This window comes from Pseudoalteromonas sp. SD03, from assembly GCF_040937955.1.
Lineage (GTDB): Bacteria > Pseudomonadota > Gammaproteobacteria > Enterobacterales > Alteromonadaceae > Pseudoalteromonas > Pseudoalteromonas tetraodonis.
This window is the reverse complement of sequence record NZ_CP162514.1, coordinates 1707023-1721583: the sequence shown is the minus strand read 5'-3', so window position 1 is coordinate 1721583 and position 14561 is coordinate 1707023. Positions and strand designations below refer to the sequence as shown.

The window sequence follows — 14561 nt, the reverse complement described above, 5'->3', positions numbered from 1 at the left end:
ATGCTAATTTTTAATTTAAGCTATTGATTCATTTACATCATTTAGTACTTTTACAGGGTCTTGTGCCTGGGTGATCGGACGCCCAATCACTAAATAGTCACTACCCGCTTCAATCGCTTCTTTAGGTGTCATAATACGTTTTTGATCGCCCGCATCACTGCCCGCTGGGCGAATACCTGGCGTAACTAATTTAAACTCTTTCCCTAAAGCAGCCTTTAAACTTTGCGCTTCTTGCGCGGAACAAACAACACCGTCAAGTCCTGCTTGCTTTGTTAATTTAGCTAAATGCATAACTTGCTCTTGGGGTGATTTGGTTATACCTAAACGCTCAAGTTCAGCTTCGTCCATGCTGGTTAATACAGTTACCGCAATCAGTAATGGCGCTTTGTCGCCAAACTGCTCAAGTGCTTGTTTAGCTTTATGCATCATTTCATAACCGCCCGATGCATGCACATTGACCATCCATACACCCATTTTAGCCGCAGCAGTCACCGCTTTAGCAACGGTATTTGGAATATCGTGAAACTTTAAATCTAAAAATACATCAAAACCTAAATCGACCAATTCTTTAACAAATGCAGGACCAAAATAAGTAAACATTTCTTTGCCCACTTTTAATCGACAAGTATCTGGTGATAACTGTTTTACAAATGCTAAAGCAGTTTGCTGATCATCATAATCAAGCGCGATAAGAATTTTTTTTGATTTTTCGAAAGACATAACTATCCTACTAGTGAGCGAAAAGTATAAAGATTAAAATCCGTCTAAGCCTCTGCTAGGCACAATGGTTTCCCAGTGTTTACATGAAGGGCAATTCCAATAAATGGTGTAGCTAGTAAAGCCACAATGCTGACATTGAAAGTCAGGCTTAGTGGCAATGTACGAAGTAACAAGTTTATCGATTTGATTAAGCACATCTTTTGTATTTTTATTTTCTGTACTCATTAACTGTAATAAAAAACTAAAGCCACGAATAGTGGGTTGACGTTTTAAATTATCAGTTAAAAATTCAAAGGCTTGTTCAGTGTGTCCTTGCTCAAGCAAGGCTTGGCAATGCTGTATTTTTATCATCACCCCACCTTTTTCTAATAACTCAGTAATGAGTTCATGAAATTGGTGAGTTAATTTTAATTGCTTATAGCTGTGAGCTAACTTTTCAATAAACAATGGCGCAAAAAAAGTAAATTGGCAGATTAGTTCTCGCCAATAGTAAATTGCTTTTACGTAATCTTCTTTGGTATAAGCTGACAGTCCAAGCTCATATAAAGGCCTAATTGTTTTAAAGTTTAAGCTAATGGCTTTGCGCATAAGTTGTGGGTTATTACTGGCAATGGCATGCTCACAGTAAAAATTAGCGATGGCTTTAAAGTGTTGTTCTTTTGAAAAAAGCTCAGTATGCGCTTCAAACATATTAATGCCTTTTTCCCATTCACGGGTTTGTGAATATAAAGAAATTATCGGATCGAGTGCATCTGCATGGCTATTTTTTACCAGCCATATTAAATGTTCTTCTGCGCTGTCTAATAAGCCAGCCATAATATAATCTTCGGCTAGTTCTAAACGGCTATTAGCGGCTTGTTTTTCGTTAAGACTTGGGTGTTTTAGCAGCAGTTCATGAATTTTTATTGCGCGGTCGAGCTCACCACGACGGCGAAACATGGTGGCTAAAGTAGAATAATGTTCAACAGAGTCAGCAGCTACTTCGAGCAAATTAATTAAGTGCTCAAGCCCCTGATCTTCTTCTCTATCCAGTAAAAACTTTAACCCTTTACTGTATTCAGAAGTAATTTGACGATTAAATTGATGAGCCTGATTTTTAGCACTGTTTTTCCCCATGATCCAACCATAACCGGCAGCAACGGGAAGCAGTAAAAACAACAGCTCAATCATAATTAGGTGTCTTTGTTGGCAATACGCTTTTTATTATCTTTTTCAGGCGTTAATTGCTTTTTTAAACGGTAATTTTGCCACTTTAATTGCGTGAACAATTTAAAACTCACAAAACAACCCACTACAACACCTAGCAAAAAGCAGATACTTATTATAACGGCTAAAGGTAATGTATTACTGGCTATTATGTAGTTAATTTGTGTTAATTGTGGATTTTGAGAACCCAATACAAACGCACCAATTAAAAAAAGTGCCGCCAGAATAATTTTTAATACCTTGAACAAGTAACTACTCCAATAAGTTTACTAAGCAATGCTCTCGTTTACACGGTCACGTAGTTCTTTGCCTGGTTTAAAATGAGGTACATGCTTACCATCTAACTCTACAGTTTCACCTGTTTTAGGGTTACGGCCTGTACGAGGCGCACGGTAATGCAAAGAGAAACTTCCAAAACCTCGGATCTCAATACGATCTGAAGAAGATAATGAGCCGGCCATTTGTTCAAGAATTTCTTTAACAGCGTTCTCAACATCTTTCACAGGAATATGTGAATGTTGTTCAGCAAGTGTTTCTATCAGTTCTGACTTAGTCATAGCGTTTCCTTAAAAAGAAATAGTGGAAGGGCATAAACTGCCCTTCCAATTAAAAGACTATAATTAATTAGTCTTTTTGTGCATTTGCGAAAGCAGCTGCCATTGCGTTTTCAAACACTGGCTCTTCTTTCTTAAGCTTCTCTAGTACTTCTTTCTCTTCTGCTTCGAAAAGAGCTTTAACAGATAAGCTTAAAGTGCGGTTCTTACGATCAACACCAACGTATTTAACTTCAATCTCGTCGCCTACAGAAACAACAGTAGTTGCATCTTCAACGCGCTCTTGAGCGATATCAGCTACACGGATGTAACCTTCAACGCCTTCGATAAGTTCAACAGTTGCGCCTTTCGCATCAACTTCAGTCACTTTACCTTTAACAATAGCACCTTTTTTGTTTGCATCAAGGTAGTTATTGAATGGGTCAGCTTCGATTTGCTTAACACCTAGAGAGATACGTTCACGCTCTGGGTCAACTTGCAATACGATAGCAGTGATTTCGTCGCCTTTCTTGAATTCACGTACAGCTTCTTCGCCAGGTGTATTCCAAGAAATGTCTGAAAGGTGTACAAGACCATCAATACCACCGTCAAGACCGATAAAGATACCGAAGTCAGTGATTGATTTAATCTTACCAGTAACTTGGTCGCCTTTGTTTTGTAGACGAGCAAATTCCTGCCAAGGATTAGCAATACATTGCTTAAGACCAAGAGAAATACGACGACGTTCTTCGTCGATTTCAAGAACCATAACTTCAACAGTGTCACCTAATGATACAACTTTTGAAGGGTGGATATTCTTGTTAGTCCAATCCATTTCAGAAACGTGTACTAGACCTTCAACGCCTTCTTCGATTTCTACGAAGCAACCGTAATCAGTAAGGTTAGTTACACGGCCAGAAAGTTTAGAACCTTCTGGGTAACGACCAGCGATAGCTGCCCATGGATCTTCGCCAAGCTGTTTAAGGCCTAGAGATACACGAGTTTTATCTTTGTCGAATTTAAGAACTTTAACTGCGATTTCGTCGCCAACATTAACGATTTCTGAAGGGTGTTTAACACGCTTCCACGCCATATCAGTAATGTGTAGTAGACCATCAACACCACCAAGGTCAACGAATGCACCGTAGTCAGTAAGGTTCTTAACGATACCTTTAACTTCTTGACCTTCAACAAGGTTAGCAAGAAGCTCTTCACGTTCTTGTGAGTTTTCTGATTCGATAACTGCACGACGTGAAACAACAACGTTGTTACGTTTTTGATCAAGCTTGATTACTTTAAATTCAAGCTCTTTGCCTTCAAGGTGAGTTGTGTCACGTACTGGACGAACATCAACAAGTGAACCAGGTAGGAAAGCACGGATTGAATCAACTTCAACAGTGAAACCGCCTTTAACTTTACCGTTGATAACACCAGTAACAGTCTCTTGCTCTTCACATGCTTTCTCAAGACGGATCCACGCTTCGTGACGCTTCGCTTTCTCACGAGAAAGGATAGTTTCACCGAAACCGTCTTCGATTGCATCTAGTGCAACATCTACTTCGTCGCCAACAGCAACTTCTAGTTCACCAGCAGCATTTTTGAACTGCTCTGCAGGGATAGCACTTTCTGATTTAAGACCAGCATCTACAAGTACAATGTTGTTCTCGATTGAGATTACTGTACCTTTAACGATAGAGCCTTGCTCTGCTTCAAAACCCTTTAAGCTTTCTTCAAATAACTGCGCAAAATTTTCTGACATACGAATATACGTCTCATATATTAATACCAATAAGCAACCATGCTGCATGGGGTTGTTAAAATAGCACTAGCATCCTGCTGGTGCATAAAATGTATTTAGCTTCGTTTAGGAAGCTTACCTTCTGAGATGCTCGCATCTAATAAAGTTATAACTTTATCAAAGACTTGCTGTGCGTTGAGTTCGCTAGTATCAAGCTCAATCGCATCCTCTGCAGGTACAAGCGGCGCAACGGCGCGATTCATATCGCGATCATCACGTGCTTGAATGTCCTGTAATAGACCACTTAGTGTAACATCAAGCCCGCGCTCATTCAACTCAACAAAACGTCTGCGAGCACGTTCTTCTGCACTTGCGGTTAGAAATATCTTTAATGGCGCATCTGGAAATACCACAGTGCCCATATCGCGGCCATCGGCAATTAAACCGTTTTCTGTTCTAAACGCACGCTGGCGGCGAAGCAACGCTTCTCGAACACGCGGTAATGCGGCCACTTTAGACGCTGCAGCACCCACTTCTTCATTTCGAATAGTGGTTGTGACATCTTCGCCTTCTAAAATAATCTTTCCTGCATTAGTGTCACTGTCTATCAAAAACTGCACATCAAGATTTGCAGCTAGTGGGACAAGTGCTTCTTCGTTATCTAACGCAATTTGGTGATGAAGTGCTGCAAGTGATAGTACGCGATAAATTGCTCCGCTATCTAACACATCCCAGCCTAATTTTTCAGCCAATAGGCGACAAACAGTTCCTTTACCAGAACCACTTGGGCCATCTACGGTGATTACGGGCATTAATAACGCCGGCATTTAAAACCTCCTTCAATGCACACCAAAATAAACCGCCACATTATACGCCAATTAATAAAGATTATCCGCTTTTAGTATGTAACTTTTTATAAATACTTATAAATAGCCTATTTACTGACAGATGCTAACACTTTGAAAAATGTTGGGAATGTCTTATAAGTACAGGCCGGATCGTTAATCGTTATGGGCTTACCCCCTACCGCTACCATTGCAAAGCACATGGCAATACGGTGATCGTCGTAGGTATCTACAGCCACATTATTAAATTGCTTTGGCGGTGTGATCTCAATAAAGTTGTGCCCTTCAACCACTTCAGCCCCTACTTTTCTAAGCTCGGTGGCCATTGCATGTAAACGGTCAGTTTCTTTTACCCGCCAGTTATAAATATTACGAATAGCGGTTGGCCCTTTAGCAAACAAGGCAACAGTCGCCAAGGTCATTGCAGCATCAGGTATCGCATTAGCATCTATATCGATACCGTTAAGCTCGCCTTTACGAACAACTAAATGCTCGTCATACCAATCAATTTTGGCACCAACCTGCTCCATCACTTTAGCAAAGCCAATATCACCTTGAACTGATTTAGCGCCAACGCCTTTAATTTCTATTTCGCCACCGGCAATTGCTGCAGCAGCAATAAAATAAGAAGCCGATGAAGCATCACCTTCAACCATTATGCGCTCAACCGCTTGGTATTGCTGAGCACCTTTAACGAAGAACGTGGTGTAATTATCATGCTCAACAGTTACACCAAAGCGCGCCATCACATCCAGAGTAATATCAATATAAGGCTTAGAGACTAAGGTACCTTTAATTTTAATGTATGTATCGCCTTTAAATAACGGCGCAGCCATGAGCAGCGCCGTTAAAAATTGACTTGAAATACTGCCGTCAATTTCGACTTCACCACCGGCTATTTTCCCACCGATAATTTTAAGTGGTGGGTAATCTTTATTTTTTAAATAACTTACATTACCACCCAAGGCTTGTAAGGCATCAACTAAATGACCAATTGGTCGCTCTTCCATGCGCGGCTCACCAATTAACTCATACTCACCAGCAATCGCACTCAGTACTGCCGTTAATGGTCGATACGCTGTACCTGCATTACCTAAAAACAACGGCTCAGTTGGCGTATTAAACACGCCACTCACGCCCTCTACGGTTGCTACGGTGCGTTCAGTATTAAGCGTTACATTAACGCCCAAGTGCTTTAACGCACCCAGCATATGGCGAATATCATCGCTATCGAGTAAGTTTTCAACAACCGTGGTGCCGTTAGATAATGCTGCTAATAATAAAATTCGGTTTGATAAACTCTTTGAGCCCGGTAATGTCACACTGCCATTCACTTGTGAAATAGGGGCTAAGAAAAGTTGCTCCATTAACTATTCTCCTTGGCGAAGTTAGCCATAAAGTCAACTAAGGCTTGTACACCTTCCAATGGCATCGCGTTATAAATACTGGCGCGCATCCCGCCAACAATACGATGACCTTCAAGCGCTAACAAGCCCGCTTCTTTTGACTCTTTAACAAACTTATCATTTAAGCTTTCATCAACCAGCCAAAAAGGCACATTCATACGTGAACGGCAATGCTTCGCTACTTTATTGGTATAAAAATCTGAACCATCAATAAAATCATAAAGCAGCTGCGCTTTGGCAATATTATGAGCTTCCATGGCTTTTACACCCCCGGTTTGCTCAAGCCATGCAAATACTTCTGCCGCTAAATACCAAGCAAAAGTCGGTGGGGTGTTAAACATGCTGCCTTGTTTTGCTTCAAGGGCGTAATCTAAAATACCCGGCTTGGCGAGCCCTTCACGCTCAAGTAGCGTTTTGCGAACAATCACAATAGCAATGCCCGACGGACCGATATTTTTTTGTGCACCCGCGTAGATTAAATCAAATTTATTAACTTCAATTTCGCGCGATAAAATAGTCGACGACATATCGGCCACAATCGGCGCCGTTGGATGACTGGGTACATCAAATATTTCAAGGCCGTCTACGGTTTCATTCGGGCAATAGTGAATGTAAGCCGCATCAGCAGGTAAAACCCAATCGGCTACCTGCTTAATAGAAAACAGGCCGTTATCATCATTGCGCACATCAACAGCGTGTGTATTTGTAAACTTATCGGCTTCGCTGGTTGCACTTTTTGACCAAACGCCATTTTCACAATAAACTGCTTTTTTACCGTTAACATGAAGGTTTAAAGGTACGGCACTGAATTGACCTCGACCACCACCGTGCATAAATAGCACTTCAAACTCGTCACTGATATTCATTAAACGACGCAGGCTGGCTTCACATTTAGCGGTTAATGCTAAAAATTCATGACTACGATGACTTATTTCCATCACCGATACACCAAGACCTTGCCAGTTTAAAAACTCTTTTTGCGCTTTTTGCATAACAGCCGGTGGTAACATTGCAGGGCCTGCACAAAAATTATATATACTCATTACCTTTTCCTCATTCCAGTAATTTAACTTGAATTAAACTAATTTAATTTTTTTCAACCACATAAAAAAAGCGGCCAAGGCCGCTTTTTTCAATCTAATTATTCTGAAGGAGGATTGTCATCCGCCACTTCATCAATAACTGTATCTACTGTTTCAACGTCTTCGATATCAACCAAGTCACTTTCAGTCACTTCAATTTCTTCTATACGTTGTAAACCAACTACTTGCTCTTCGTCAATAGTTCTGATCAAAATAACACCTTGGGTGTTACGTCCAACCGTAGAAACTTCATTAACGCGAGTACGCACTAAGGTTCCACGATTCGAAATAATCATTATTTCGTCGTTGTCATCAACCTGTACAGCACCAACAACAGCACCGTTACGCTCACTCACTTTGATTGATACAACACCTTGAGTTGCACGACTCTTAGATGGGTAATCTTCAAGTTGGGTACGCTTGCCGTAGCCATTTTCTGTCACTGTTAATATTGCACCATCATTCTTTGGTACAATAAGTGATACAACACGCTGATCGTCTGGCATCTTAATACCACGAACACCCGTTGCAGTACGGCCCATAGGACGTACACCTTTGAAACGGATTTCAGGTTTGCCTTCTTCGTCTAGTACTGGGTTACCATTTTCATCAACGACAGCTGTTTCTTCAGCCTCTTTAAAGCGAACAACTTTACCCGCATCAGTGAACAACATAATTTCGTTGCTGCCATCGGTAATATCAACACCGATTAAACTATCACCTTCGTTTAAGTTAACCGCAATAATTCCGCTTGCACGTTGACGACTGTATGCCGTTAATGGCGTTTTCTTAACCGTACCAAATGCTGTCGCCATAAAGATGTACTTATCATCTTCATAATCGCGTACTGGCAGGATTGCAGTAATACGTTCATCTGCTTCAAGTGGTAATAAGTTAACAATTGGCTTACCGCGTGCTGCACGACTGGCAAGTGGCAACTGGTATACTTTAAGCCAATATAAACGACCCGCTGTAGAGAAACAAAGAATAGTATCGTGAGTGTTGGCAACCAATAAACGTTCAATGAAATCTTCATCTTTCATCTTAGTTGCTGACTTGCCTTTACCACCACGACGCTGCGCTTCGTAATCAGTTAATGCTTGATACTTAACGTACCCTTCATGTGAAAGCGTAACAACTACGTTTTCTTCGTTAATTAAATCTTCAAGGCTTATATCGTGTGCTGCAGCATTTATTTCAGTGCGGCGCTCATCACCATATTGCTCTTTAATTTCAACGAGCTCATCACGAATAACTTCCATTAAACGCTCTGGATTTGCCAAAATGAATAATAACTCAGCAATCAACTCAAGTAATGATTGATATTCGGTAAGAATTTTTTCGTGTTCAAGACCAGTAAGTTTATGTAAACGTAAGTCTAATATTGCTTGAGCTTGTTGCTCAGAAATATAGTACTGACCATCACGAATACCAAGCTCGCTTGCTAACCAATCTGGGCGTGCTACGTTGTCTTCGCCTGCTTTATCAAGCATGGCTTTAACATTACCTAATTCCCATGGACGCGCTGTTAATGCAACTTTTGCCTCAGCAGGTGTTGGCGACTTACGGATAAGTTCGATAATTGGGTCAATGTTAGCCAGTGCAATCGCTAAACCTTCTAGCGTATGCGCACGGTCGCGGGCTTTGCGTAAATCAAATACCGTACGACGGGTAACAACTTCACGGCGGTGGATAATAAATTCTTCAAGCATTTCTTTTAAGTTGAAACACTTAGGTTGGTTATTAATTAACGCAACCATATTCATACCAAACACTGTTTGTAACTGAGTTTGTGAATAAAGGTTGTTTAAAATAACTTCACCTACGTCACCACGTTTGATCTCGATAACGATACGCATACCGTCTTTATCTGATTCATCACGTAATGCGCTGATCCCTTCAATTTTTTTATCTTTAACTAGCTCGGCGATTTTTTCAATCAAACGTGCTTTGTTAACTTGGTAAGGGATTTCATGAACAATAATGGTTTCGCGACCCGTCTTTTCATCGGTTTCGATGTCAGCACGCGCACGCATGTACACTTTACCACGACCGGTTTGATAAGCTTGTTCAATGCCTTTTTTACCGTTAATAATCGCCGCAGTTGGGAAATCAGGCCCAGGAATGTAATCCATTAACTCAGTAATGGTCAATTCAGGGTTTTGAATAAGCGCTAAACAGCCATTCACGACTTCTGTTAAGTTATGTGGCGGAATATTTGTTGCCATACCAACCGCAATACCCGATGAACCATTAACTAACAGGTTAGGTATTTTAGTGGGTAACACATCAGGAATTTGCTCTGTGCCATCGTAGTTAGGCACAAAATCAACCGTTTCTTTTTCAAGATCGGCTAATAATTCGTGCGACATTTTTGCCATACGTACTTCTGTATAACGCATTGCCGCTGCTGAATCACCATCAACCGAACCAAAGTTACCCTGACCATCTACTAGCATGTAACGCAGTGAGAATGGCTGAGCCATACGTACGATGGTGTCATAAACTGCACTGTCGCCGTGTGGGTGGTATTTACCGATTACGTCACCGACCACACGGGCCGATTTTTTGTAAGGCTTGTTCCAGTCATTACTAAGCTCGTTCATTGCAAACAAAACGCGACGGTGAACAGGTTTTAAACCGTCACGCACGTCTGGTAATGCACGTCCTACAATTACACTCATGGCGTAATCTAAGTAGGAGTTTTTTAACTCGTCTTCAATATTGACTGGCAGAATTTCATTGGCGAGATCAGTCATTTGATATCACATTCCTTCAGTATCAGCTCTTAACAACCCAGTATTAGGTATTAAGAGTGTTTGTTATTATTTCTAAGTAACCATGCTATCACAATTAATTTTAATTTACAGGCGCAAAACTTTGCGATTTATCAATTTAGGCCTATATAATGGCCTCAGATTGACGAGGAAGTATTTTATGACCGAACATCAAAATGTAGATAACGCAGAAATAGCAAAGTTTGAAGCCATCGCAGAACGTTGGTGGGATTTAGAAGGCGAATTTAAGCCGCTTCACGAAATTAATCCATTACGATTAGATTTCATCGCAGACAAAACCAAAGGATTATTTGATAAAGAAACCCTAGATGTAGGATGTGGTGGTGGCATTTTAAGTCACAGCATGGCGCGAATGGGCGCAAACGTAACAGGCATCGATATGGGCCAAGAGCCTTTAACCGTAGCTAAGTTACACAGCTTAGAAACAAGTGTCCCCGTTGAGTATATAAAAGTACCTGCAGAGCAGTTTGCAGATGAGCACCCTGAGCGCTTTGATGTGATCACTTGTATGGAAATGTTAGAGCACGTCCCCGACCCTGCTTCTATTATTCATGCGGTGGCTAAATTAGCAAAACTTGGGGCTGATGTTTTTTTCTCTACTCTTAATAAAACCCCAAAAGCTTACTTATACGCTATTGTCGGTGCAGAAAAACTGTTAAAAATGGTCCCAGAGGGTACCCATGACCATAAAAAGTTTATTAAACCTGCACAATTAATTGCATGGGCAGAGCAAGCTGGCTTAAAAGTACGTGCCAGTGCTGGTTTAAGTTACAACCCGCTTTCTAAGCAATACACAATGAATGATGATGTAAGCGTAAATTATATGCTGCATTTTGAGAAGTTAGCGTAATGGCAAGCTCTCAAACCCCCATTGTCCCAATGGAATATCAAGCATTGCTGTTTGACTTAGATGGCACTTTACTCGATACCGCTGATGATTTAGGCGCCGCACTAAACACCGTGCTGCAAAATCATCAACAGCCCCAAGTGGACAGTGATATATATCGCCCCGCGGCTTCAAACGGTGCTGCCGCTTTATTGGCTGCTGGTTTTAAAGAAAGCTGGGCACAACAGCCGCAAGAGCAACTTTTAAATGAGCTAGTCACGCAATACGCTGCCAATATTGCCACCCATACTCGATGTTTTGTAGGAATAGAGCAATTACTAATCGCACTTGATAACAAAGCAATACCCTGGGGAATTATGACTAATAAGCCCGGATTTTTAACTGATCCTTTAGTCAAGGCGATTCCTGCATTAAAAAATGCACGTATTGTGATAAGCGGTGATACCTTAGCTGAATCTAAGCCCTCACCCCTTCCTTTACTGTATTGCGCTGAGCAAATGAGTGTTGATCCTTCGCGTTGCTTATATATAGGTGATGCGCAGCGTGACATTCAAGCAGGTAAAGCAGCCAATATGCACACCGCAACCGCACTATGGGGATATGTACCGAGTGTTGACGAGGCATTGGCTTGGAATGCGGATTTTAATTGGCACAGTCCTATAGATGCATTTAACCACATATAGTGCCATGTTAATTAATAAACACTACATATTGTGATTGTGTTAGTTTTTACGCAAAGCTTGATGATAAAAAAAGCAGACAAAATTTATTTTAAAAAAGCGTAAATTTAATCTTTCCTTAGTTGATTTTTACAAATTTCAACTTAACCGATTGATCAAAGGTTAATGCCTACTAACACAATTACGTTATCCCAACGTTATCCACAATGAGAGCGGTTTCTGTCCCTTGCAAAAGATACCAGACCACACTATCTTGTGATCTCTAATTTGAACAACACCAGATATTGTGGCTAAATGTTATTCAATTAAATTCACCAAACCGGTGAAAATAACAATAAACGAATAGGCACTGCGCTTTTTTAGGTGCACGCATTGGTCAAAAATATTTAATTCCCAAGGAATACAGGCAAAGCTATGAACCAACAGTTATCTGTAAGCAAACGTGACGGTCGTAAAGAGCCACTCGATCTTGATAAGATCCATCGCGTTATTGAATGGGCCGCCGAAGGTTTAAATAACGTTTCGGTTTCACAAGTTGAACTTAAATCGCATATTCAATTTTATGACGGTATTCGTACTAAAGACATCCACGAAACGATTATTAAAGCCGCTGCGGATCAGATCTCAAAAGAATCACCTGATTATCAGTATCTTGCTGCTCGTTTAGCTGTATTCCATTTACGTAAAAAAGCCTATGGCCAGTTTGAGCCACCGCGTCTTTTTGACCATGTTACTAACATGGTTGAACAAAAACGCTACGATGCACATTTACTTGTTGATTACACAGAGCAAGAATTAGATGAGCTAGATGCGTACTTAGATCATTCTCGCGATCTTAACTTTAGCTACGCAGCGGTAAAGCAACTTGAAGGTAAATACCTTGTCCAAAACCGTGTAACGGGTGAGATTTATGAAAGCGCGCAGTTTTTATATATCTTAGTGGCTGCAAGCTTATTCTCTGATTACCCTCGTGAAACGCGCATTGATTACATTAAACGTTTTTATGATGCGGTTTCATTATTTAAAATTTCTTTACCTACGCCAATTATGTCGGGCGTACGTACACCAACACGCCAGTTTAGCTCATGTGTACTTATTGAGTGTGGCGATAGCTTAGACTCAATTAACGCTACATCATCAGCAATTGTTAAATACGTCTCTCAACGTGCTGGTATTGGTATTAATGCTGGTCGTATTCGTGCATTAGGTAGCCCTATTCGTAACGGTGAAGCGTATCACACTGGCTGTATTCCGTTTTATAAGCACTTTCAAACAGCGGTTAAAAGCTGTTCGCAAGGCGGTGTACGTGGTGGCGCAGCAACCCTTTTCTACCCGCTTTGGCATTTAGAAGTTGAAAACTTATTAGTGCTTAAAAACAACCGTGGCGTTGATGATAACCGCGTACGTCACTTAGATTACGGCGTACAGTTTAATAAACTCATGTACTCACGTTTAATTAAAGACGATTACATTACGTTATTCAGCCCCTCTGACGTGCCTGGCCTTTACGATGCATTTTTTGAAGACCAAGACGAGTTTGACGCGCTATATGTAAAATATGAGCAAGACGAGTCAATTCGTAAAAAACGAATTAAAGCGATTGAGCTGTTCTCTATGTTTGCTCAAGAACGTGCTAGCACGGGTCGTATTTACTTACAGAACGTTGACCACTGTAATACACACAGCCCGTTTATCTCAAAAGTGGCTCCGATCCGTCAATCTAACTTGTGTTTAGAAATTGCGTTACCGACTAAGCCTCTTAGCAACGTGAATGATGAAGAAGGTGAAATTGCACTTTGTACATTATCTGCGTTTAACTTAGGTGCCATTGAGTCTTTAGATGAACTAGAAGAGTTAGCCGAGCTTGCAGTACGCGCACTTGATAACTTACTTGATTTCCAAGACTACCCAGTACCTGCAGCTAAAAATGCAACTATGGGACGTCGTACGCTAGGCATAGGCGTTATTAACTACGCATACTACCTAGCTAAAAACGGTAAGCGTTATTCAGATGGCAGCGCAAATGCGCTTACGCACAGAACATTTGAAGCAATTCAGTACTACCTAATGAAAGCGTCTAATGAGCTGGCAAAAGAACGTGGTGCCTGTCCTAAATTTAACGAAACAACGTACTCACAAGGTATTATGCCAACGGATACGTACAAGCGTGATTTAGATAAAATTTGTGATGAACCACTTCATCTTGATTGGGACGCGTTACGTGCCAGTATTAAAGAGCACGGTATGCGTAACTCAACACTGAGCGCATTAATGCCATCAGAAACATCATCGCAAATATCTAATGCAACCAATGGCATTGAGCCACCGCGTGGCCATATTAGTGTTAAAGCAAGTAAAGACGGTATTTTAAAACAAGTTGTCCCTGAATACGAACGCCTTAAAGATAGCTATGAGTTACTGTGGGATATCCCATCAAACGATGGTTACTTACAATTAGTAGGAATAATGCAGAAATTTATCGACCAAACGATTTCAGCAAATACTAATTATGATCCAAATAAATACGAAGGCGGTAGAGTACCTATGAAAGTCTTATTAAAAGACTTACTTGGTGCCTACAAGCTAGGTGTTAAAACGCTGTACTACCATAACACCCGTGATGGCGCCTCAGATGCACAAGAAGACGCTCCAGAAGTGGAAGATGACGATTGTGCAGGCGGCGCGTGTAAAATTTAATAGTTAAAC

12 protein-coding genes are annotated in these 14561 nt (G+C 40.9%); 3 read left to right on the top strand and 9 right to left on the bottom strand.

Annotated features, from left to right (window positions below; translation table 11 throughout):
* Positions 1-15: 15 nt before the first annotated feature.
* The 9 genes from pyrF to gyrA all read right to left on the bottom strand — a co-directional run bounded on the left by pyrF (position 16) and on the right by gyrA (position 10289).
* Positions 16-720, bottom strand: a complete 705-nt coding sequence (gene pyrF / locus ABZP26_RS07945; protein WP_368485592.1) for an orotidine-5'-phosphate decarboxylase — start codon at positions 718-720, stop codon at positions 16-18.
* Positions 721-753: 33 nt separating this feature from the next.
* Entirely contained in the window at positions 754-1890 is a 1137-nt protein-coding gene (lapB, locus tag ABZP26_RS07940; RefSeq protein WP_024600986.1) for a lipopolysaccharide assembly protein LapB, read from the bottom strand.
* 2 nt (positions 1891-1892) lie between these two features.
* Positions 1893-2174 (bottom strand): lipopolysaccharide assembly protein LapA domain-containing protein, encoded by a 282-nt coding sequence (locus ABZP26_RS07935; protein ID WP_008114742.1) that lies wholly within the window; start codon positions 2172-2174, stop codon positions 1893-1895.
* A 21-nt stretch (positions 2175-2195) separates the two neighbouring features.
* Positions 2196-2483: an integration host factor subunit beta gene (gene ihfB, locus ABZP26_RS07930; RefSeq protein WP_008114744.1), complete on the bottom strand. Its 288-nt coding sequence runs from the start codon at positions 2481-2483 to the stop codon at positions 2196-2198.
* Between the two features lie 67 nt (positions 2484-2550).
* Complete coding sequence (gene rpsA / locus ABZP26_RS07925; RefSeq protein ID WP_002961176.1) at positions 2551-4218, bottom strand: 30S ribosomal protein S1; 1668 nt, start codon at positions 4216-4218, stop codon at positions 2551-2553.
* A 95-nt stretch (positions 4219-4313) separates the two neighbouring features.
* The gene (gene cmk / locus ABZP26_RS07920) at positions 4314-5024 is read right to left on the bottom strand and encodes a (d)CMP kinase (RefSeq protein WP_016899929.1); all 711 of its coding nucleotides are present in this window, start codon (positions 5022-5024) and stop codon (positions 4314-4316) included.
* A 107-nt stretch (positions 5025-5131) separates the two neighbouring features.
* Positions 5132-6409, bottom strand: coding sequence for a 3-phosphoshikimate 1-carboxyvinyltransferase (gene aroA / locus ABZP26_RS07915; protein WP_368485591.1), 1278 nt, complete (start codon positions 6407-6409; stop codon positions 5132-5134).
* Positions 6409-7491: a 3-phosphoserine/phosphohydroxythreonine transaminase gene (gene serC, locus ABZP26_RS07910; RefSeq protein WP_368485590.1), complete on the bottom strand. Its 1083-nt coding sequence runs from the start codon at positions 7489-7491 to the stop codon at positions 6409-6411. The genes aroA and serC overlap by 1 nt, the downstream gene beginning before the upstream one ends.
* 98 nt (positions 7492-7589) lie before the next feature.
* Positions 7590-10289: a DNA topoisomerase (ATP-hydrolyzing) subunit A gene (gyrA, locus tag ABZP26_RS07905; RefSeq protein WP_008465686.1), complete on the bottom strand. Its 2700-nt coding sequence runs from the start codon at positions 10287-10289 to the stop codon at positions 7590-7592.
* Positions 10290-10467: 178 nt separating this feature from the next.
* On the opposite strand from gyrA, the gene ubiG reads away from it, so the two are divergent.
* The 3 genes from ubiG (at position 10468) to nrdA (ending at position 14552) form a co-directional block, all read left to right on the top strand.
* Entirely contained in the window at positions 10468-11178 is a 711-nt protein-coding gene (ubiG, locus tag ABZP26_RS07900; protein WP_368485589.1) for a bifunctional 2-polyprenyl-6-hydroxyphenol methylase/3-demethylubiquinol 3-O-methyltransferase UbiG, read from the top strand.
* Positions 11178-11858 (top strand): HAD family hydrolase, encoded by a 681-nt coding sequence (locus tag ABZP26_RS07895; protein WP_368485588.1) that lies wholly within the window; start codon positions 11178-11180, stop codon positions 11856-11858. Before ubiG ends, ABZP26_RS07895 begins: the two co-directional genes overlap by 1 nt.
* A 411-nt stretch (positions 11859-12269) precedes the next feature.
* A complete protein-coding gene (nrdA, locus tag ABZP26_RS07890; RefSeq protein ID WP_368485587.1) occupies positions 12270-14552 on the top strand; it encodes a class 1a ribonucleoside-diphosphate reductase subunit alpha in 2283 nt (760 codons plus the stop codon).
* Positions 14553-14561 lie beyond the last annotated feature (9 nt).

Coding starts and splice junctions, on each gene's coding strand:
- pyrF (WP_368485592.1), bottom strand. CDS start 720: ATGTCTTTCGAAAAATCAAAAAAAATTCTTATCGCGCTTGATTATGAT.
- lapB (WP_024600986.1), bottom strand. CDS start 1,890: ATGATTGAGCTGTTGTTTTTACTGCTTCCCGTTGCTGCCGGTTATGGT.
- ihfB (WP_008114744.1), bottom strand. CDS start 2,483: ATGACTAAGTCAGAACTGATAGAAACACTTGCTGAACAACATTCACAT.
- rpsA (WP_002961176.1), bottom strand. CDS start 4,218: ATGTCAGAAAATTTTGCGCAGTTATTTGAAGAAAGCTTAAAGGGTTTT.
- cmk (WP_016899929.1), bottom strand. CDS start 5,024: ATGCCGGCGTTATTAATGCCCGTAATCACCGTAGATGGCCCAAGTGGT.
- aroA (WP_368485591.1), bottom strand. CDS start 6,409: ATGGAGCAACTTTTCTTAGCCCCTATTTCACAAGTGAATGGCAGTGTG.
- serC (WP_368485590.1), bottom strand. CDS start 7,491: ATGAGTATATATAATTTTTGTGCAGGCCCTGCAATGTTACCACCGGCT.
- gyrA (WP_008465686.1), bottom strand. CDS start 10,289: ATGACTGATCTCGCCAATGAAATTCTGCCAGTCAATATTGAAGACGAG.
- ubiG (WP_368485589.1), top strand. CDS start 10,468: ATGACCGAACATCAAAATGTAGATAACGCAGAAATAGCAAAGTTTGAA.
- ABZP26_RS07895 (WP_368485588.1), top strand. CDS start 11,178: ATGGCAAGCTCTCAAACCCCCATTGTCCCAATGGAATATCAAGCATTG.
- nrdA (WP_368485587.1), top strand. CDS start 12,270: ATGAACCAACAGTTATCTGTAAGCAAACGTGACGGTCGTAAAGAGCCA.